19 protein-coding genes are annotated in these 19,027 nt (G+C 68.5%); 11 read left to right on the forward strand and 8 right to left on the reverse strand.

The annotated features are described in order from the left end of the window. Positions 1–203 precede the first annotated feature (203 nt). The 7 genes from DKM19_RS18505 (at position 204) to DKM19_RS18535 (ending at position 8,055) form a co-directional block, all read left to right on the forward strand. Positions 204–1,712: a sugar ABC transporter ATP-binding protein gene (locus DKM19_RS18505; RefSeq protein ID WP_110696826.1), complete on the forward strand. Its 1,509-nt coding sequence runs from the start codon at positions 204–206 to the stop codon at positions 1,710–1,712. Beyond that, entirely contained in the window at positions 1,709–2,749 is a 1,041-nt protein-coding gene (locus tag DKM19_RS18510) for an ABC transporter permease (RefSeq protein WP_110696828.1), read from the forward strand. Before DKM19_RS18505 ends, DKM19_RS18510 begins: the two co-directional genes overlap by 4 nt. Next, on the forward strand, positions 2,742–3,788 hold the full coding sequence (locus tag DKM19_RS18515; protein WP_110696830.1) for an ABC transporter permease: 1,047 nt from the start codon (positions 2,742–2,744) through the stop codon (positions 3,786–3,788). The genes DKM19_RS18510 and DKM19_RS18515 overlap by 8 nt, the downstream gene beginning before the upstream one ends. Before the next feature lie 47 nt (positions 3,789–3,835). Beyond that, positions 3,836–4,927 (forward strand): rhamnose ABC transporter substrate-binding protein, encoded by a 1,092-nt coding sequence (rhaS, locus tag DKM19_RS18520; protein ID WP_110696832.1) that lies wholly within the window; start codon positions 3,836–3,838, stop codon positions 4,925–4,927. Positions 4,928–5,007: 80 nt separating this feature from the next. Then, the gene (locus DKM19_RS18525) at positions 5,008–5,325 is read left to right on the forward strand and encodes an L-rhamnose mutarotase (protein WP_110696834.1); all 318 of its coding nucleotides are present in this window, start codon (positions 5,008–5,010) and stop codon (positions 5,323–5,325) included. A gap of 8 nt (positions 5,326–5,333) precedes the next feature. Continuing rightward, positions 5,334–6,485: an L-rhamnose isomerase gene (rhaI, locus tag DKM19_RS18530; RefSeq protein WP_110696836.1), complete on the forward strand. Its 1,152-nt coding sequence runs from the start codon at positions 5,334–5,336 to the stop codon at positions 6,483–6,485. 124 nt (positions 6,486–6,609) lie between these two features. Beyond that, positions 6,610–8,055 (forward strand): L-fucose/L-arabinose isomerase family protein, encoded by a 1,446-nt coding sequence (locus tag DKM19_RS18535; protein ID WP_110696837.1) that lies wholly within the window; start codon positions 6,610–6,612, stop codon positions 8,053–8,055. Between the two features lie 365 nt (positions 8,056–8,420). Here DKM19_RS18535 and DKM19_RS18545 read toward each other — a convergent pair whose 3' ends face one another. Both DKM19_RS18545 and DKM19_RS18550 read right to left on the reverse strand, forming a co-directional pair. Continuing rightward, a complete protein-coding gene (locus DKM19_RS18545; protein ID WP_110696839.1) occupies positions 8,421–9,404 on the reverse strand; it encodes an aldo/keto reductase in 984 nt (327 codons plus the stop codon). A 4-nt stretch (positions 9,405–9,408) separates the two neighbouring features. Beyond that, the gene (locus tag DKM19_RS18550; RefSeq protein WP_204358855.1) at positions 9,409–10,131 is read right to left on the reverse strand and encodes a TetR/AcrR family transcriptional regulator; all 723 of its coding nucleotides are present in this window, start codon (positions 10,129–10,131) and stop codon (positions 9,409–9,411) included. A gap of 428 nt (positions 10,132–10,559) precedes the next feature. On the opposite strand from DKM19_RS18550, the gene DKM19_RS18555 reads away from it, so the two are divergent. Continuing rightward, the gene (locus DKM19_RS18555; protein WP_110696844.1) at positions 10,560–11,483 is read left to right on the forward strand and encodes an SDR family oxidoreductase; all 924 of its coding nucleotides are present in this window, start codon (positions 10,560–10,562) and stop codon (positions 11,481–11,483) included. 128 nt (positions 11,484–11,611) lie between these two features. Here the strand turns inward: DKM19_RS18555 and DKM19_RS18560 are convergent, their stop codons facing one another. From DKM19_RS18560 to DKM19_RS49535, 3 genes are all read right to left on the reverse strand, one after another. Further along, positions 11,612–12,214 (reverse strand): response regulator transcription factor, encoded by a 603-nt coding sequence (locus DKM19_RS18560; protein ID WP_110696846.1) that lies wholly within the window; start codon positions 12,212–12,214, stop codon positions 11,612–11,614. Between the two features lie 18 nt (positions 12,215–12,232). Beyond that, the gene (locus DKM19_RS18565) at positions 12,233–13,297 is read right to left on the reverse strand and encodes a sensor histidine kinase (protein ID WP_110696847.1); all 1,065 of its coding nucleotides are present in this window, start codon (positions 13,295–13,297) and stop codon (positions 12,233–12,235) included. 170 nt (positions 13,298–13,467) lie between these two features. Then, positions 13,468–13,605, reverse strand: a complete 138-nt coding sequence (locus DKM19_RS49535; protein WP_162641583.1) for a hypothetical protein — start codon at positions 13,603–13,605, stop codon at positions 13,468–13,470. Positions 13,606–13,766: 161 nt separating this feature from the next. On the opposite strand from DKM19_RS49535, the gene DKM19_RS18570 reads away from it, so the two are divergent. Both DKM19_RS18570 and DKM19_RS18575 read left to right on the forward strand, forming a co-directional pair. Continuing rightward, the gene (locus DKM19_RS18570; protein ID WP_110696849.1) at positions 13,767–14,651 is read left to right on the forward strand and encodes an ABC transporter ATP-binding protein; all 885 of its coding nucleotides are present in this window, start codon (positions 13,767–13,769) and stop codon (positions 14,649–14,651) included. 52 nt (positions 14,652–14,703) lie between these two features. Beyond that, entirely contained in the window at positions 14,704–15,423 is a 720-nt protein-coding gene (locus tag DKM19_RS18575) for an ABC transporter permease (protein WP_110696851.1), read from the forward strand. Positions 15,424–15,587: 164 nt separating this feature from the next. On the opposite strand, the gene DKM19_RS18580 is transcribed toward DKM19_RS18575, so the two are convergent. Both DKM19_RS18580 and DKM19_RS18585 read right to left on the reverse strand, forming a co-directional pair. Continuing rightward, complete coding sequence (locus tag DKM19_RS18580) at positions 15,588–16,235, reverse strand: TetR/AcrR family transcriptional regulator (protein WP_110696853.1); 648 nt, start codon at positions 16,233–16,235, stop codon at positions 15,588–15,590. Between the two features lie 125 nt (positions 16,236–16,360). Then, positions 16,361–16,972, reverse strand: a complete 612-nt coding sequence (locus DKM19_RS18585) for an SDR family NAD(P)-dependent oxidoreductase (RefSeq protein WP_162641585.1) — start codon at positions 16,970–16,972, stop codon at positions 16,361–16,363. A gap of 491 nt (positions 16,973–17,463) precedes the next feature. On the opposite strand from DKM19_RS18585, the gene DKM19_RS18590 reads away from it, so the two are divergent. Beyond that, positions 17,464–18,369 carry a helix-turn-helix transcriptional regulator gene (locus DKM19_RS18590; protein ID WP_110705793.1) on the forward strand — a complete coding sequence of 302 codons (906 nt, stop codon included), beginning with the start codon at positions 17,464–17,466 and terminating at the stop codon, positions 18,367–18,369. Positions 18,370–18,443: 74 nt separating this feature from the next. Here DKM19_RS18590 and DKM19_RS18595 read toward each other — a convergent pair whose 3' ends face one another. Continuing rightward, positions 18,444–18,977 carry a VOC family protein gene (locus DKM19_RS18595; protein WP_110696857.1) on the reverse strand — a complete coding sequence of 178 codons (534 nt, stop codon included), beginning with the start codon at positions 18,975–18,977 and terminating at the stop codon, positions 18,444–18,446. Positions 18,978–19,027: the final 50 nt, after the last annotated feature.

Consider the following 19,027-nt stretch of genomic DNA (forward strand, 5'->3'; position numbering starts at 1 on the left):
GGGTGATTAAAACGTAATAAGCGGAAGTTCGCTCGCGCGGCTCGGCGTGCGCGGGCAAGCCGGCCTGGAGGGATGTCGCGGTGAGAGCGGCGGAGGTCGTGTAACGCTAAGGAAACGGCATGTTCATGCTCCATTGACACCCGTCGGAGCTTGGTTCTACTGTCCACCACAACCCGTTAAATCGTTTTTGGCAGGAGCTGCTGGTGGGAGAAACCGGGCCAGAGCAGCCCACTCTGGCGCTATCACATGTCAGCAAGGCCTTCGGCGCGGTGCGGGCCCTACGAGACGTCTCGCTGGAGCTCTTCGCCGGTGAGGCCCACGCTCTCGCCGGAGAGAACGGCGCCGGAAAGTCGACGCTGGTCAAGACGTTGGCCGGGGTGCACCGTCCCGACAGCGGCCAGGTGCTGCTGGACGGCGAGCCCGTGGTCTTCCACGGACCGGCCGACGCCCAGCAGGCCGGCGTCGCCGTCATCTACCAGGAACCGACGCTCTTCCCCGACCTGTCGGTCGCCGAGAACATCTTCATGGGCAGGCAGCCCCGGGGCGGTCTGGGCCGCATCGATCGCAGGACCATGAACGCCGAGGCCGACAAGCTGTTCGAGCGGCTCGGCGTCGGGCTCGACCCGCAGCGGCCCGCCCGCGGCCTGTCCATCGCCGACCAGCAACTCGTCGAGATCGCCAAGGCCCTGTCCCGGAGCGCGCGGGTGCTCATCATGGACGAGCCCACCGCGGCCCTGTCGGGCAACGAGGTGGCACGGCTGTTCAACGTGGTCAAGGCACTGCGGGAGCAGGGCTGCGCGGTCCTGTTCATCTCCCACCGGCTGGATGAGATCTTCGAGCTCTGCCAGCGGGTCACGACTCTCCGCGACGGCGCCTGGATCGCCGGCGAGCCCGTTGAGGGCCTGACGCACGAGGACCTGATCCGGCGCATGGTCGGCCGTGACCTGGACGCGCTCTACCCCAAGCAGGAGACCGTGGCGGGCGAGGTCGCCCTGAAGGTGGACCGGCTGACCAGGGAGGGCGTCTTCGCCGACGTCTCCTTCGAGGTACGGCGGGGCGAGATCGTGGCACTGGCCGGTCTGGTCGGCGCCGGTCGCAGCGAGGTCGCGCGGGCGATCTTCGGAATCGACCGGTTCGACGCCGGATCGGTGACGGTCGGCGGCACCCGGCTGCCCGCCGCCTCCCCGACGGCCGCCATGGCGGCGGGGCTGGCCCTGGTGCCGGAGGACCGGCGCCAGCAGGGGCTGGTCATGGAGCTGTCGATCGAGCGCAACATCGGGCTGGCGGGACTGCGGGATCTCAGGAAGGGCCCCCTGATCTCGCGTGCCGCCGAGCGCGACCGGGCCAGGGACTGGGCCGTACGGCTGCAGCTGAAGTTCGGCCGGCTCACCGACGGGGTGGGCGTGCTGTCGGGCGGCAACCAGCAGAAGGTCGTGCTGGCCAAGTGGCTGGCGACGGACCCCTCGGTGCTGATCGTCGACGAGCCCACCCGGGGCATCGACGTCGGCACGAAGGCCGAGGTGCACCGGTTGCTCTCCGAGCTCGCCGCCCAGGGGATCGCCGTACTGATGATCTCCTCCGACCTGCCCGAGGTGCTGGGCATGGCCGACCGGGTGCTCGTCATGCACGAGGGGCGGATCGCCGCCGAGATCCCCCGCGCCGATGCCACCGAGGAGAGCGTCATGTCCGCAGCGACCGGGAGGGCCGCATGAGCACGGTGACAACCACGCCACCGGCCCCGGCGGCGGGACGCAGCGCCCGCAACCTGGTCGACATGGTCTTCCGGGCACGGGAGCTGAGCCTGGTCGCGGCCCTGGTGGTTTTGGTCGGCGTGACCGCGGTGGCCAATCCCAACTTCCTGTCCGGCCAGGGCGTCAAGGACATCCTGCTCAACACCTCGATCCTCGCGCTGCTGGCCGTGGGCCAGTCGGCGGTGGTCATGACACGGAACATCGACCTGTCCGTCGGCTCGGTCGTCGGCCTGGTCGCCTTCACCACCGGCGACTTCCTGTCCGCCGACCACAGCAGGGGCATCGTCTCCGTGGTGATCCTGGGCATCGCGATCGGCGCCGCCTGCGGGCTGATCAACGGCCTGCTGGTCAGCTTCTGCCGGGTGCCCGCCCTCGTGGTGACCCTCGGCACGCTCTACGTCATCCAGGGCATCGACTACTACCTCGCGCACGGACGGCAGATCAACGCGGTCGACCTGCCGCCCGGCCTGCTCGACCTGGGCAACGGCAGCGTGCTCGGCGTGCCGTACCTGCCGCTGATCACCGTTCTCATCATGCTGGCCATGGGCTTCTACCTGCGGTCCTATCCGTCGGGCCGGGAGTTCTACGCCATCGGCTCCAGCCCCGAGGCCGCGCTGCTCGCGGGGATCCCGGTACGGCGGCGCGTCCTGGCCGCCTACCTGCTCAGCGGAGCGCTCGCCGGTCTCGGCGGCGTGCTCTGGCTGGCCAGGTTCGGCACGGTCGTCGCCGACTCGGCGAACGGCTGGGAGCTTCTGGTCGTGAGCGCCGTCGTCGTCGGAGGGGTGGCCATCACCGGCGGCGTGGGAAGCGTCTACGGGGCGACGCTCGGCGCCCTGCTCCTCACGACGATCGGCAGCGCCCTGGTGGTGCTGCGCGTCAACCCGTTCTGGCAGCAGGCCGTCACCGGCGCGCTACTGCTCCTGGCGATCAGCGTCGACCGGGTGCTGGCGCTGCGCGTCGCCCGGCTGCTGCGAAGGAGGAACGTCCGCCGTGTCTGAAACAACGTCCGAGGCCGCGCCGGCCCGGAAGGCGTCTCCGGGGCCGGCCGCCCCCGGCCCCGGAACCTCCAGGCGGGGCGTCGGCCACCTTCTCCGCTGGGACGTGCTCGTCACCGCCCTGCTGCTGGTGGTCTTCCTCGGGGGCTCGCTCACCTCCCCGAGCTTCGCGAGCGCGGGCAACCTGTCGTTCGCGCTCGGAGACCTCGGCGAGATCGCGCTGATCGCCCTGGCGATGACGATGCTCGTCGTCGCCGCCGAGGTGGACCTGTCGGTCGCCTCGGTGCTGGGCCTGTCCAGCGCGCTGGTGGGCTCGCTGTGGGACGCCGGCTGGGCGATCGAGACGATCATCCCGCTGGTGATCGTGGTCGGGGCGGTGTGCGGCCTGGTCAACGGACTCCTGGTGACCAGGCTGGGACTGCCCTCCCTCGCGGTCACCATCGGGACGATGGCGCTCTACCGGGGGCTCGCCTACGTCGTGCTCGGGGACAGGGCCATCGCCGAGTTCCCCCAGCAGTACGCCTCCCTCGCGGTGGACGACGTGCCCGGCACCCCGATCCCGTATCCGGTGGCACTGTTCGTCGTGCTGGCCGTGGTGACCGCGATCGTCCTGCACTCCACCGGTTTCGGCCGGTCCCTGTTCGCCATCGGCTCGCAGGAGGAGGCCGCCTTCTTCGCCGGGATCCGGGTCAAGCGGATCAAGCTCGTGCTGTTCGTGCTCTCCGGCACGATCGCCGCCTTCGCCGGTGTCATCTTCACCCTCCGGTACGGCAGCGCCCGCGCCGACAACGGCGTCGGCATCGAACTGGCGGTCATCGCCGCGGTGCTGATCGGCGGTGTCGACTTCGACGGAGGCAAGGGCACCCTCGGCGGCGTGATCGCCGGAGTGCTGCTCATCGGCCTCCTGCGCAACCTGCTCATGCTCAACGACGTGACGACCGAGATCCAGTCGGTCGTCACCGGTCTGCTTCTCATCGTCTCGGTGCTCACTCCGCGCCTCGCTGCCGTCATACGGCAGCGGCGCCGATTGCCGGCCTCGTGAAGCCCGTCAGCGAAAACTCATCAAGCAAGATCGGCAAGAGAGGAACAATGGTGACAAAAGCCCCCCGGCGGATGGCCTCCGCCGTCGTCGCCGCGAGCCTGCTCGTCCTGGGCCTGGCGGCCTGCGGCGGGACCACCAAGGACTCAGCGGCCTCCGCGCCTCCCGCGGCGGCACCCTCGTCCTCGGCTCCCGCCAAGGCCGACCCGAACGCGCCGATCAAGGAGGGCCTGAAGATCGCCTTCCTGCCCAAGCAGATCAACAACCCGTACGAGACGATCGTCGACAAGGCGGGCATCGAGGCGGCCGCGGAGTACAAGGGTGAGGCCAAGGAGGTCGGCCCGTCCGACGCTTCCGCCTCCTCGCAGGTCTCCTACATCAACACGCTGACCCAGCAGGGCCACGACGCCATCCTGATCGCGGCCAACGACGCCAACGCGGTGTGCGGCCCGCTCCAGCAGGCCAGGGCCAAGGGCATCAAGATCGTTGCCTACGACTCGGACGCCTCCAAGGACTGCCGGGACCTCTTCATCAACCAGGCCAACTCCGAGGAGATCGGCCGCAGCCAGGTCAAGCTGCTCGCCGACATGATCGATCACAAGGGCGAGATCGCGATCCTCTCCGCGACGGCCAACGCGACGAACCAGAACACCTGGATCGAGTTCATGAAGGACGAGCTCACCAAGCCCGAGTACAAGGACATGAAGCTGGTCAAGGTCGCCTACGGCGACGACGACGACCAGAAGTCCTTCCAGGAGACCCAGGGACTGCTCCAGGCCTACCCGGACCTGAAGGGCATCATCTCGCCGACCACCGTCGGCATCTCCGCCGGAGCCCGCTACATCTCCGGCTCCAAGTACAAGGGCAAGGTCGTCCTGACGGGCCTCGGCACGCCCAACCAGATGCGCCAGTTCGTCAAGGACAAGACCGTCCAGAAGTTCGCGCTGTGGAACCCGAAGGACCTCGGCTACCTCGCCTCCTACGCCGCCGCCGCGCTGGCCTCCGGCCAGATCACCGGCGCCGAGGGAGAGGTGCTCAAGGCGGGCAAGCTCGGCGAGCGGACCATCGGCAAGGACGGTGAGATCATCCTCGGCCCGCCGTTCACCTTCGACGCGGCCAACATCGACCAGTTCGACTTCTGAGAATTCTCAAGAAGCACCTCCTGCGGCTCGCGCCCACCGGCACGGGCAGGCGCGAGCCGCAGGGTGGGGGAAGGCGTTTCATGCAGCGTGTCTGCTTCCTGCTGAAGGTGCGGCCCGACCGCCTGGACGAATATCGCGAGCGTCACCGGGCGGTGTGGCCCGAGATGCAGGACGCCCTGCGGGCCACCGGCTGGCACAACTACTCGCTGTTTCTGCGCGAGGACGGGCTCCTCGTCGGCTACCTGGAGACCGAGGACTTCGACGCGGCCCGCGACGGCATGGCGGCGACCGAGGTCAACGCGCGGTGGCAGGCCGAGATGGCGCCGTTCTTCGAAGACCTCGACGGCAGGCCGGACGAGGGGTTCGTGACCCTCGTCGAGGCCTTCCATCTGGATTAGGGATTTTTATGATCAAGGACTTGCTGCGGCGGCAGCACATCGAGACCCCCTCCTGGGCGTTCGGTAACTCCGGCACCCGATTCAAGGTGTTCGCCCAGGCCGGAGTGCCCCGCGACCCGTTTGAAAAACTCGCCGACGCGGCGCAGGTGCACCGCTTCACCGGGGTGGCACCCACGGTGGCGCTGCACATCCCGTGGGACCGGGTGGCCGACTACGGCGCGCTGGCCGCCCGGGCGGCGGAGCTGGGAGTGGGCATCGGGGCGATCAACTCCAACGTGTTCCAAGATGACGCCTACATGCTGGGCAGCGTGACCAACCCGGACCCGAAGGTGCGGGCGCGGGCGATCGATCATCTGCTGGAGTGCGTGGACATCATGGATGCCACCGGCTCATCAACGTTGAAGCTGTGGTTTTCCGATGGCACCAACTATCCGGGCCAAGACGACATCCGCGCCCGCCAGGATCGTTTGGCGGTGGCGCTGGAGCGGGTGTATGCCCGGCTGGGCGAGGGCCAGCGGTTTTTGCTGGAGTACAAGTTGTTTGAGCCGGCGTTTTATGTCAGTGATGTGCCGGATTGGGGCACCGCGTATGCGCACTGCCTGCGGTTGGGCGAGCGGGCGCAGGTGGTGGTGGATACCGGTCATCATGCGCCGGGCACGAACATCGAGTTCATCGTGGCGTTTTTGCTGCGGGAGGGCAAGCTGGGCGGGTTTGACTTCAACTCGCGGTTTTATGCCGATGACGATCTGATGGTGGGGGCGGCGGATCCGTTTCAGTTGTTTCGGATCATGTTCGAGGTGATCGGCGGGGGTGGGTTGGAGGCGGAGGCGAATGTGGCGTTCATGTTGGATCAGTGTCACAACATCGAGCCGAAGATCGCGGGGCAGATTCGGTCGGTGATGAATGTGCAGGAGGCCACGGCGAAGGCGTTGCTGGTGGATCGGGGGGCGTTGTCGGTGGCGCAGGCGGCGGGGGATGTGCTGGGGGCCAATGCGGTGGTGATGGATGCCTATAACACCGATGTGCGGCCGTTGCTGGGGCAGGTGCGGGCGGAGATGGGGTTGGATCCCGATCCGATGGCGGCCTATGCCCGGTCGGGGTATTTCGAGAGGGTTCGGGATGAGCGGGTCGGCGGCGCCCCCGCCGGCTGGGGCGCCTGATGAGCGCGCCCGCAGAGGCGAGGCCCGCAGAGACGAAGTCTGCAGAGGCGAGGCCCGCAGAGATGGAACCCACGGAGACGGGACCCGCGGAGACGAGGCCCGCAGGGACGAGAGAGGACAGCAGATGACCACCGCCCTTAACCGGATCGACGCCCCCCGGACCAAGGTGGGGCTGGTCGCGGGAGGCCTCGGAGCCTACTGGCCGCAGTTCCCGGATCTGCTGCCGCAGCTCCGGCGCTCCTCCGAACGGGTGTCGGAGCGGATGCGCGAGCTCGGTTGCGACGTCGTCGACGTCGGGTTCATCTCCGACGCCCAGGAGGGCGCCGTGGCGGCGGAGAAGCTCCGCGCGGCCGGCTGTGACATCATCGTCGGCTTCCTGACGACCTACATGACCGCGACCATGCTGCTCCCCGTCGCGCAGCGCAGCGGCGCGCCGGTGCTGCTGATCAACCTGCAGCCGACCGAGTCGATGGACCACGAGACCTTCGACACCGGCCAGTGGCTGGCCTACTGCGGCGCCTGCCCGCTGCCGGAGATGGCCAACACCTTCATCAGAGCCGGCATCCCCTTCCGGTCGGTGTCGGGATACCTGGAGGACGAGCGGGCCTGGGCCAAGATCGGACGCTGGGTCAAGGCGGCCGGGGTGCGCGCCACCCTCCGGCGGGGACGGCACGGCCTGATGGGCCACCTCTACCCCGGCATGCTGGACGTGGCCACGGACCTGACCCTGATCCCGGTCAACCTCGGCGGCCACGTCGAGGTGCTGGAGTTCGACGACCTCCGCGTACGGGTGGAGAAGGTGACCGACGCCGAGGTCAAGGAGCGCACCGACCTCGCCAGGGAGGTCTTCGAGCTGGCCGACACGGTCAACGACGACGACTTCTCCTGGGCCGCCCGCGTCTCGGTCGGCCTGGACCGGCTCGTCGACGACTTCGCCCTCGACAGCCTGGCCTACTATCACCGGGGCCTGGACGGTGAGATCCACGAGCGCCTCGGCGCCGGCATGATCCTCGGCGCGTCCCTGCTGACCGCCAGGGGGATACCCGCTGCGGGAGAGTACGAGCTGCGCACCTCCCTGGCCATGCTCATCATGGACCGGCTCGGCGCCGGAGGCTCCTTCACCGAGTTCCAGGCCCTGGACTTCCTGCGGGGGCACGTCGAGATGGGCCACGACGGGCCCGCCCACCTCGCGATCAGCTCGCAGCGGCCGCTGCTCCGCGGGCTGGGCGTCTACCACGGCAAGCGCGGCTGGGGCGTGTCGGTCGAGTTCGACGTCACGCACGGCCCGGTGACCGCCCTCGGCCTGCTGCAGAAGCGGGACGGGAAGTTCGCCTTTGTCGTCTCCGAGGGGAAGACGGTGGACGGCCCGCACCTGCGGATCGGCAACACCACCTCGCGGGTGGACTTCGGGTGCGACCCCGGCGAGTGGACCGACGCCTGGAGCGCGACCGGCATCTCCCACCACTGGGCCCTGGGCACCGGCCACCGCGCCGCCGAACTGCGCGCCGTGGCCGACCTGCTCGGCATCGAGATGATCGAGGTGAATCCGGCGAATCAGCCGGCGATATAGCTGATCGAACGGACTTCGTATCCGGCGTATTTTGAGCCGCGAGGGAGGTGCATCAGCAGGGCACCTCCCTCGTATGGTGAGCGGGATCAGGGGGTGGTCAGCCGGCCAGCGGTACCCGCAGCTTCTCACGATGGGCTCGGTTCACGGCCATCAGCCCGTCGAGTGCGTCGCGGGTGCGGATGAGGTCGATGATGTGTGCGGAGAGCCGGTCGCGACGCCGGTGGCGACCACGACGGCCTGGGACACCACCCGGTGATCGACGCCGGCCCTGCAGTACGGTAGATCCACCAAAAAGCTCGGCGCTCGGTGCGGTGCGCTCGCCGAGCCGGCCGGTGGTTCGGTGACGTCTGCCCTGTACGAGGATTTCAGTCAGTCGAAGGCCGTACGCCGGCGCGCACCAAGGCGGCCGTCATGAGAGCCGGCATTTTGCTCAACGTCGCTGACTCTTCGTTCTCGACCGCGGTCAGTGCGGCGACCTCGTCGTCGGTCAGTTGGGTCGCGACCTCGGCGGCCCCGATGTTGTCGCGCAGGTGCGCGAGCGACTTGGTGCCCGGAATCGGGACCATGACCGGCGAGCGGCGCAGCAGCCATGCCAGGGCCACAGTCGAGGTGGAGGCTCCGAGCCGCCGAGCAGGCCTCGTGAGCGTCTCGAGTTCGCCGAGGTAACCGAACGCGAGCGGCCAGAACGGCACGAATGCGATGCCTTGCCGCTCGCAGGACTGCAGCACTTCGATTCCGCTGCGATCGACCAGGTTGAAGCGGTTCTGGACAGCCGCGATGGGCGTGACCTGCTGGGCGCGCTCAAGCATCTCGGGAGAGGCGCCGGACAGCCCGATATGGCGGATCTTGCCCTCGTCGCGGAGCTGGACCAGGGCACCGAGCGCCTCCTCAAGGGGGACGTCCTCGGGTGGCGCATCATCGCCCGGAGCCTGGCTGTCTCCCCGCAAACGCAGGTAGGTGAGCGTACTGACATCGGTGCGCATGTCGAGCAGCGCGTCCTCCACCTGGGCCCGCAACGTCTCCGGCCGCTGGTCCAGCGTCCAGCCACCGGCTGGGTCGCGCCATGCCCCGACCTTGTTCCCGATCACGACGTCGTCGGCGAAGGGGCTGAGCGCGCGCCCGATGATCTGGTTGACGGTACGCGGGCCGTAAGCGTTGGCGGTGTCGAAGAACCGGACCCCTTGGTCCACGGCGCCGCGCAGCACCTCGATCGCGCCGGTCACGTCGTCGGGCAGCCCGATCACTCCGGGGCCCGCCAACTGCATGGCGCCGTACCCCAGGCGGGGAACGCGGTCCTGGCCTCCTACCAGGTGATCGGCGATGAACTTCTCATTGGTGGTGTTGGACATCTCCTCAGTCCTTTCGTCGTGCGACTTGTCGGGATGTCGCCGGTGCGACGCCGCCGTCGTCGCCAGGCACCGGTTCAGAGTGCTCGGCGAGCGTGCGCAACCACTGGCGCAGTAGCGCCTCCTCGGCATCGGTGAACAGCCCCGTCGCGGAGTTGAGCCGGGCGAGCAGCGACTGGACAGCCTGGTTGGCGTCGTCGCTTTCGGGCTGGACCCCTACGAGCTGGGACAGCAGCGCGGACCGCATCGTTCGTGCCACCGGGCCGGTGGCGGACCCGCCGCAGTGGCTCAGCTGCATAACGCAGCCGACGGCCATCGCCGTCGTCACGGCCATCGCCTCGTCAACATCCATCAGGAGGAGCCCGGCATCCGCAAGATGCTCCAGACCGCGGCGCAACTCGGCTTCCGCGGTCTGCGCGGCGCGCGAGCGCCGCCCGTCGGCCCGGCCGTACATGACCGTGTAAAGGACGGGATTCTCTACGCCGAAGCCGATGTGCATGTCCCAACCGGCCCCGAAGTCGACGATCCAGTCGCCTGTACGGGGGAGGGCGTGCTTCTGCTCCAGATAGGTGGTGAAGGCTTCTTCGACAACTGCCTCGATCAGGCCGCCCTTGTCCCCGAAGTGGTGGTAGAGCGTCGGTGCGGCCACGCCCGCCGCCTCGTATAGCTCGCGTGTAGTGGGCTCACGCTCGGGGTGCTCGGCAAGCAGCGTGCGCGCAGCCTCGAGCAAGCTCTCTCGTCCTGATTTCATCTATACCTACGATACACGGCCTCCCTGAAAAGATATACCGACGATATAGAAGAGGCCTCCGGTGGACATGATGAGCGAGGTTGATCCCGCCCGGTGGACTGCTCGTCGCCTCCGTGCCTTCCAGCCGGACCAGTCGTGGCAGCATCGGGCGTGGGCGTGCTACGACTACTCCACGCCGGAGGTGTGGTTCGCCGCCACGTGGATCGGCAACGCCATGGGTAAGGGGCGGTTGTTCGCGCCGGCGCCCGCCGCAAGGACGGCACGGTCAGGCCGCCGCTTGATTCCCATCGGGCCTACGAGGTGGTCGTGTCCATCACCGGCCGGTGCCTCCGGAGGGGGGCGTTGACATCAGCCCCGATCTTCGACACGCTCCTATTTAGAACTTTATTCTAAAATTGGGAGGTCGTATGAGCGGCATCGTGTCGGGGCGGGTGGTCATCGTCACCGGGGCGGCCCGGGGCATCGGGCGCGGCCACGCCCTGGAGTTCGCCCGGCAGGGCGCCAGGGTCGTCGTCAACGACCTCGGCGCGAAGGTGGACGGCACGGGCTCGTCGGAGGGACCCGCGGGAGAGGTCGTCGACGAGATCCGGGCGATGGGCGGGGAGGCCATCGCCAACGGCGAGGACGTCTCCGACTTCGACGGCGCCGGGCGGCTCGTCCAGGCGGCGATCGACCACTACGGCGAGCTGGACGTCCTGGTCAACAACGCCGGCATCCTGCGCGACCGGATGCTGGTGAACATGACGATCGACGAGTGGGACGCGGTGATCCGGGTCCATCTGCGCGGCACCTTCGCCCCGATGCGGCACGCCGCCGCCTACTGGCGCGAACGGTTCAAGAGCGGGGTGGACGTCGACGCGCGCATCATCAACACCACCTCCTCCTCGGGCATCTACGGCAATCCGGGGCAGGGCAACTACGGCGCGGCCAAGGCGGGCATCGCCTCGCTCACCGTCATCGCCTCCCAGGAGCTGGCCAGGTACGGCGTGACCGTCAACGCGCTCGCCCCCACCGCCCTCACCCGGATGACCGAGAACCTGATGTCCGGCAGGCCCCGGCCCGTCTCCACCGACTTCAACGCCTTCCAGGCCGACAACGTGGCACCGCTGGCCGTCTGGCTGGCCAGCGAGGAGGCCAGGGAGATCACCGGCAGGGTCTTCAACGTCAGGGGCGGTGTGATCAGCGTGGCGGAGGGCTGGCAGGCGGGACCTGAGGTCGACAAGGGATCCCGCTGGGATCCCGCCGAGCTCGGCCAGGTGATCCCCGACCTGGTCGGGAAGGCGGCGCCCAACGCGCTGCAGAACGGCAGGCGGCCGTCGCAGGCCACGTGAGGGCCGCTGCGACGCTCTGATCGAAACGGTCCGGCCCACGTTCCAGAAGGAGGACGCGGCGGCCGCTGTCACCCATGGCTCTGGGCAATGCGGGCAGCCAATCGGCCTTCTGTGATCGCCTTCGGCGCTCACAGCCAGTCGTGTTCACGCGCGTACCGCGCCGCTTCGTGCCGGGTCCGGGTCTGGGTCTTCTGCATCGCGTTCGAGAGGTAGTTGCGCACCGTGCCTTCCGCCAGGTGGAGCCGGGCGGCGATGTCGGCGGCCGAGTAGCCTTCGCCGGTCGCTCGCAGCACGTCGAGCTCGCGGTCGGTGAGCGGGCAGTCGTCGACGACGGCGAGGGCGGAGACATCGGGGTCGATCCATCGCCTGCCCTCGTGCAGAGTCGCGATGACCGAGACGATGTGTGCCGGTTCCGCGGACTTGCTGACGAAGCCCTGGACACCGAGCTTCAGTGCCTTGCGCAGCACCCCGGGCCTGGCATGGCGGGTCAGCATGAGGATCACCTGCTCCGGCCGCACCCGGCGGATCTCCGCCACGGCACCGAGGCCGTCCATACCGGGCATCTCCAGGTCGATGACGAGCACGTCGGGCTGGTGTCGCAGCGTGGCCTGGACGGCGGCCTCCCCGTCTTCCGCTTCGGCGAGCACGGTGATCTCGCCCTCGAGGGGGAGCAGCGCCGCCAGTGCTTTGCGCAGGAGTGCCTCGTCGTCGGCGAGTACCACGGTGGTCATCAGTCGTCCTTCCCCGCTTCAGCGGGCCGCGTCCGAGCGACCGTGCGGGAATGCCGCGGCCGTGAGGAAACGCCCGTCCTTCTGCTCCACCGTCAGCTCGCCCCCGTTGCCCGCCACTCGTTCCCTGAGCGTGGCGAGCCCCCGCAGTTCGGGCAGCGGAGCCTCCCGCGCGCCGTCGTTGACGATGGCGATGCCCGACTCCGACAGGGTGATGCGCACCTGCCCGGCCTGCGCGTGCCGCAGGATGTTGGTCGTCGTCTCTCGCAGGACCTGGCCGAGCAGCTCGCCCACGTGCGCGTCGACCTCGGCCTCACGGTCGACGCGTACGCGGATGCCTGCGGCCTCGAAGAGGTTCTTCGCGTTCTCCAGCTCCGCGGACAGGTTGAGCCGCCGTTGCGCGTAGGCGAGCTCCTTGGTCTGGTTGATGGTGTCGCTGACCAGGGTGTGCACCTCGCGCAGTTCCTGCTCCACCCGTTCGGCGTCGCTGTGCAGCAGCCTCTGGGCCAGCGTGATCTTCAGCTTCACCACGTGCAGCGTGTGGCCCTGGATATCGTGCAGATCGCTGGCGAAACGCATGCGCTCTCGGATGACGGCCAGCTCGGCTTCGCGTTCTCGTGCCTCCTCCAGCTCCGCCACGAGGCCGTAGAACCTCTGGTTGGGGAACATGAGGCCGGTCAGCACCGCGGTGACGCCCGCGGGGACGATGACGTACGCGATCAGCACGCCGGACAGGTGTTCCTCTGTCACCAACAGCCGCGCCGCGCCTGTCGCGGCGACGTAGGCGGTCACCCCCAGCGCCGCCCATCCTCGATGGCGCGGTAACTGAGGGATGGTCAGGGGACCCACGATCGAGATGCCGTAGAACGCCGTGTCATTGCCCGTCACCAGCACGCCGAGGGCCCATACGGCCGCGGTGACGATCAGGCAGGGGAGTGCGACACGGGAGAGGTCGCGCGCCGCCCACCATACGAAGGCCACCAGGGCCGCGACCACGCCCAGAGCCAGGACCACGGCCTGCCACCAGGTCCGGGCGTCCGTCACCACCAGCAGCGCCCCCACGGTGGCGAGCAGCGGGAGGAACATGACGAGGTTGAGTCTGCGCAGCCGTCCCCGTGCCGTCTCGGTGTGCCCGGACCTCGCGTGCGACCCTGCCCGAGCAGGCCCCGTCGGTCCTCGCCCGGCCGGGGAGTCGTCAGGCCGGGCGGCGGGAGCACCGGAACGCTCGCCACGGTGAGGGCCGCCGTCCACATCGGTCACCGGCTGTGCTCCGGCCACGGCTCCACGCCACCGGGCAGGAGATCGGCACCGGGGTGGTGGAGGAACGCCGCGCAGACCATGAGGCGGACGGCCATGTTGACCGTCGGCGGAGTGCGCGGGGCTTCGGTGTCCATGGGTGGCTCTCCGGGATCGAATAGCAGAGTTTTTCAGTATTCTTCCGGCTTCATGGTGGCGCCAGTGACGCTGCGTCATGTCTTTCCGCGAGAAATGTCATGGCGAGGTCATGACATGGTCGCACTGCCCGGTGAGCACTGCGGCTGCTGAGATCGACGGCATGTCCTCGACACCGGTTATCGACGTTGAACGTCTGAACCTCACCTACGGCGACTTCCACGCCGTGAAAGACCTGTCCTTCCAGGTGGAGCGCGGGGAGCTCTACGCGCTGCTCGGCACGAACGGGGCGGGTAAGACCTCGACCCTGGAGACCGTCGAAGGCCACCGCACCGCCGCCTCGGGCACCGTGCGGGTCTTCGGGAAGAGCCCGCGCGACCGGCGCGCCGTGCGGCCCAGGATGGGCATCATGCTGCAGGAGAGCGGATTCTCGCCGGACCTGACGGTGAGGGAGTCAGTCCGGCTGATCGGAAAACTCACCCAGCGCACCGACCAGGTCGAACGCGTGCTCGGCATCGTCGACCTCACCCGCAAGGCCGCCACCAAGGTGTCCCAGCTCTCCGGCGGTGAGAAACGGCGCCTGGACTTCGCCACCGCCGTGTACGGAGCGCCCGAGCTGATCTTCCTGGACGAGCCCACCACCGGTCTGGACATCCAGTCCCGAGACGATCTGTGGGGCGCCGTGGACAGGCTGCGCGAAGACGGCTCCACCGTCGTGCTCACCACGCACTACCTGGAAGAGGCGCAGCAGCGCGCCGACCGCATCGGCCTCATGCACAAGGGCGCCTTCTACCGGGAGGGGACCGTCTCCGAGCTGACGCGGATGCTGCCGGCCGCCATCCGCTTCCTTCTCGCGGACCCCGTCCCCGCGCTACCGCTGCAGGCCACGCGCGAGGGCGGCGGGAAGGTCCTCATCGAGACCTTCGACCTGCAAAAGGACCTGTTCACCTTGCTTCGCTGGGCGCAGGACCACGCGGTGGAACTGCAGGAACTCCAAGCCGGACCGACCCGGCTCGACGACGTCTTCCGCGCCCTGGGCAGCGACTAGACCCGCTCCCGGAACTCTCCCCAGAACACTCCCAATAAAAAGGACCTTCGCCATGTTCCCGATCGCTCTCAGTGAGCTGGTCCAGCTCTTCCGGAACCGGCTGGTTCTGGTCACCAGCCTCATCATGCCCGCGGCGGTCAGCGCGGTCTTCGTCTACCAGCACGAAGGCTTCGCGGCCCTGGGCAGCCTCGGATACATCGCGGCGGTGGTCATGTTCACCGTCGGGGCGTTCGGGCTCTACACCACCACGGTCACCACCCTGGCCTCACGCCGGCAGAACCTCTTCCTCAAGCGGCTGCGCTCCACCGCGGTCGGCGACACCGCCATCCTGGCCGGGCTGCTTCTCCCGATCACCGTCATCTCGCTGGTCCAGGTGGCCGTGATCATGACCGTGTTCGCCGTGGTCACCGGCGAGCCGGACAACGTCCTCCTCCTGGCGGCGGCCGTCCTCTCAATGGTGATCATGATGCTCGGCCTGGGGCTGGCCACCGCGGGAGTGACGAACTCCCCCGAGCACGCCCAGGTGACCACGCTGCCCGTCAGCCTCGGCACCATCGCCGTGGTCAGCTGGGTGGGAATCTCCGGCACCGAGGAGCTCACCCTGCTCAAACGACTGCTTCCGGGCGGCTCGGCCACCGAACTGGTCCTCAACGCCTGGAACGGCGGCGCCTCTCTCGCGGACTCCCTGATCCTCCTGGCGCCCACCCTGAGCTGGGTCGTTGTCGCCCTCGCGCTGGCCTCCCGGATCTTCCGCTGGGAGCCGCGCCGATGACGACACCCGGCGCCGGGCATCCACGGGCGCCGATGCGGACGGCGTCTTCCGCCCCTGCGTAGGGCCTGTTCGAGCTCTACCGCGGCATCCGAGGCGATCCGTCGTCGGACATGTTCGGCTGCCGGTCCGATGGCTCTCCCGCGCGGCCATGGGGCTGGGGCGATCTAGAGTGAAGGGGCGTTGAGAAGCGGGTCACGGGGCGGGTGGGGGAGGTCGCGGAGCGGGTCCAGGCGGCGGATGAGCTCGATCGCCGCCTCGGTGATCTGCTCGGCGTCCTCCCTGCTGTCGGAGGTGGCGACCTCACGGCCCGCCTCGCCGATGACCGTCGTCAGGACGGCGACGGTCAGGCGGTCGAGGGGGGAGACTCCGGCCCCCAGCAGGATCGCGTTCTGCCCGACCCACGTGCGGCCCCGGGTGCGGCGCATCAGCTCGAACCCCGGTGGCGCGTCGCCGTCCATGAACAGCCGGGCCAGGTCCCGGCGCTCCCACGCACCCTCAAGGAAGGCGCGGGCGCCGGCGATGAACAGCTCGAGGGGGTCCTGGACGCCCGACTGGCGGGCCCTGGACACGGCCCCGGCCGCGTTCTCCTCGTACTCGCTCTGGTGGTTCTCCCACAGGGCGAGGAACAGCTCGGTCTTGCCCCCGAAGTGATGGTAGAGACTGCCGATGCTCAGGCCCGCGCGTTCGACGACGTCGGCTACCCCCGCGTCGGCGAAGCCATGCTCGGTGAAGACCTCTCGGGCGGCCTGGAGCATGCTCCTGCGGGTCTGCGCCGTACGGCTCCACTCCCAGGCGCCGGGCTTGCGTGTCATCGCATCCTCTCGGGGTGGGGCGTTGTCCCAGTCGCCCTAAGAGTAGACGCATGATTCTAGAATTCTGTTTTAGATGGGCTTTCGACGGATGGACCGCTCAACTTTTGGGAAAAACTTTCCGGTTTTTATGATCGGAGCTTTCTGCGGAGTTCGCCGACCCTGACGAGGGTGAACTCGTAGGCGTCACGGCCGAATGACAGCCGGGACGGCGGGTTGTCGGCGTCGGCGGCTCTGATGATCGTCATGGCCACGCGCTGGGGGTCGTCGCACTCCTCGCGGACGGCCGGCCGCCGTACGTCCATCGGGGGCGCGCAGTCGGCGATCTCGTCCGCCGGCGCGGCCGCCTGCGAACAGCAGATCTTGCCGATGTAGAACTCGCTGGGCTCGATGAGCAGGGCCTTGTCCGGCAACCCGAAGACATTCGGCTCCGCTCCGAGGAGGATCGGGTCGTCGGCGCTCTGTTCGACCGCGGCGAAACAGCCGATGCCGGAGTTGTTGACCAGCACATCGATGTCGCCGAAGGTCTCCACGATCCGGTCGATCGTGGAGATCACCTCCTCGTGGTCGGTGACGTCGAGCTTCAGTGCCAGCGCGCGCCGACCGCCTTCCTGCGCGATGTCGACGACTTGCTCGGGGTCACGGGCGGCGACGACGACTCTGTGGCCGTGAGCCAGCACGGCCTGGGCGAGTTGGCGGCCGAAACCGGTGGAGCAGCCGGTGATGAACCAGGTTTTCACTGCGTTCTCCCTGTTGGATGTTCTCCTGATCGATCGCGCTGGACGCCGCTGATCCGGGGTGTCCGGCGGTTGTCGTCGCCATGGGCATACGACGGCCTCGGACCACTGGCGACCGGTGGTCAGGGTGGCGGCGAGCCCGTCCATGAGCACGAGGCCGCCGGCGACGATCCCGATCAGGCGCGGTCAACGCCCGCTCAGCTCAGACAGGTTCGACCGCCATCGGTGATGCCGGCCAGAGATCCGGGCCCGGCTTCAGGCACGTCGGGAGGGTGAGTGCCGGGTGGTCCCATGAGATGGTCACGGCCCGCGTGGGGTTACGCATCGTTTTGTGGAGAACAACCGTTGTGACCAGCCCATATACCTAGTAACGCCGGTTCTGGCGTCCTGCGAAGTCCGGGTGGGAGCCCAGTTCGACCTAGGAGGTCAACGCCTAGGAGCGAAACACCCCCCCGGGCGAACCGGACGAGAGAGCGGCGGGGCACCATGGAATGATGACCCGAAACGCTGAACTCGGGGAGTTCCTGCGTAACCGGCGGGCTCAGATCAAGCCCGAGTCGGTCGGGCTGCCCGCGACCTCGCCGTATCGGCGGGTTCCCGGCCTGCGTCGGGAGGAGCTGGCGCAGCTGGCAGGGGTGAGCGCCGACTACTACACCCGTCTGGAACAGGGCCGGAGCATCACTCCGTCCGAATCCGTGCTGGACGCCGTGGCCACGGCGTTGCGGCTGAACTACGTCGAGCGGGATCATTTGTTCGATCTGGCTCGGCCGAGGACCGCGTGCGACCGTCGGCAGATGGCCGAGGGACAGCGCGTCCGCAGCGGCATCTACCAGCTCATGAATGCTCTGTCGGGGCAACCCGCATTCGTTCTGGACCGCCGGATGGACGTGCTGGCCTGCAACGGTATGGGGCGGGTGTTGCTGACCGACTTCGACGCCCTGCCGCCCGAGCACCGCAACCTGGTGCGCTGGATCATCCTGGACGTGTCCGCGCGTGTGCTGTATCGCGACTGGGACGACGTCGCTCGCCAGCTCGTTGGCATCCTGCGGTTGTGCGCGGGACGTCACCCCCGTGACAGCCGTATCGTCGAAGTGGTGGGTGAGCTGAGGGCGAAGAGCGAGGACTTCCGCCGCCTGTGGGCCGATCACCACGTCGTCGAGCGCGCCTTCGGCACCAAACGATTCCATCACCCCCTTGTCGGGGACATGGAGCTCGACTACGAAGTGCTGTTGACGGCCATCGACCCTGAGCAGGTGCTGCTCATCTACACCGCCAACCCCGGCTCTCCCTCGCAGGAGGCCATGAACCTGCTGGCGAGCTGGGCCGTACCGGCTCAAACGCCCCTGGACGCGGCCGGTACGGCGGCCGCCGACGAGGCCAGGCCCCACCAGAGCGGCTGAGCCGGCGCCTCGGGCCGGCTCGGAAACAGCGCGGGCGGGAAGTGCCGGGCCTGCGGTGCCGTTCAGGGCACGGATCAGGCGGGGCTGGGGATTCCGTTGCCCCGGCGGCCCCTGCCCGCCAGGACGGCGTCGAGGGAGGGGTCGGGTTCGGCGTCACGCGGGCCGGGCTGGGCGAGCTGGATCAGTACGCCGTGAGCCTCCTTGGGGTGCAGGAACACCTCGCGCCACCTCTGGTCGCCGAGGTTGAGGCCGTGCAGGCGGTAGCCGCGCTCGGTGAGGAGGGACACCGCCAGGTCGATGTCGTCCACGTGGAAGTTGAGGTGGTGCACGCCGCCCCGGCCGCGGGTGAGCTCGAAGAAGCTGTCGAAGAAGGTGGATCCGGCGAGCGGCTCCATCAGCTCGATCTTGCTGCCGCCCGGATAGGTGAGCTGCATGACACGGTAGCCGCCGAGCGGGACGTCGCCGCCGCCCCGGAAGGTGCCACCCAGCAGGTCATGGTAGATCGGCAGGAGATCCCTGATCCGCGGTGCCGCGACGGCGGTGTGGTCGAAGACGGCACCGAGCTCCCGAAGGTTCGGGAGTCCTGGGAGTTCCGGTGAGACGTGCACGTGGGCTCCTTGCGCTCCGGACCGGTGAACCGGCCAATCCTAGAATGACA

It is taken from the genome of Streptosporangium sp. 'caverna' (genome assembly GCF_003203775.1).
Lineage (GTDB): Bacteria > Actinomycetota > Actinomycetes > Streptosporangiales > Streptosporangiaceae > Streptosporangium > Streptosporangium subroseum.

Excerpts from the sequence above, each read along its gene's own strand:
- DKM19_RS18575 (WP_110696851.1), top strand. The coding sequence starts at position 14,704 with ATGTTCCCGATCGCTCTCAGTGAGCTGGTCCAGCTCTTCCGGAACCGG.
- DKM19_RS18565 (WP_110696847.1), bottom strand. The coding sequence starts at position 13,297 with ATGTTCCTCCCGCTGCTCGCCACCGTGGGGGCGCTGCTGGTGGTGACG.
- DKM19_RS18510 (WP_110696828.1), top strand. The coding sequence starts at position 1,709 with ATGAGCACGGTGACAACCACGCCACCGGCCCCGGCGGCGGGACGCAGC.
- DKM19_RS18555 (WP_110696844.1), top strand. The coding sequence starts at position 10,560 with ATGAGCGGCATCGTGTCGGGGCGGGTGGTCATCGTCACCGGGGCGGCC.
- DKM19_RS18535 (WP_110696837.1), top strand. The coding sequence starts at position 6,610 with ATGACCACCGCCCTTAACCGGATCGACGCCCCCCGGACCAAGGTGGGG.
- DKM19_RS18560 (WP_110696846.1), bottom strand. The coding sequence starts at position 12,214 with ATGACCACCGTGGTACTCGCCGACGACGAGGCACTCCTGCGCAAAGCA.
- DKM19_RS18545 (WP_110696839.1), bottom strand. The coding sequence starts at position 9,404 with ATGTCCAACACCACCAATGAGAAGTTCATCGCCGATCACCTGGTAGGA.
- rhaI (WP_110696836.1), top strand. The coding sequence starts at position 5,334 with ATGATCAAGGACTTGCTGCGGCGGCAGCACATCGAGACCCCCTCCTGG.
- DKM19_RS18570 (WP_110696849.1), top strand. The coding sequence starts at position 13,767 with ATGTCCTCGACACCGGTTATCGACGTTGAACGTCTGAACCTCACCTAC.
- rhaS (WP_110696832.1), top strand. The coding sequence starts at position 3,836 with ATGGTGACAAAAGCCCCCCGGCGGATGGCCTCCGCCGTCGTCGCCGCG.
- DKM19_RS49535 (WP_162641583.1), bottom strand. The coding sequence starts at position 13,605 with ATGGACACCGAAGCCCCGCGCACTCCGCCGACGGTCAACATGGCCGTC.
- DKM19_RS18580 (WP_110696853.1), bottom strand. The coding sequence starts at position 16,235 with ATGACACGCAAGCCCGGCGCCTGGGAGTGGAGCCGTACGGCGCAGACC.
- DKM19_RS18590 (WP_110705793.1), top strand. The coding sequence starts at position 17,464 with ATGACCCGAAACGCTGAACTCGGGGAGTTCCTGCGTAACCGGCGGGCT.
- DKM19_RS18525 (WP_110696834.1), top strand. The coding sequence starts at position 5,008 with ATGCAGCGTGTCTGCTTCCTGCTGAAGGTGCGGCCCGACCGCCTGGAC.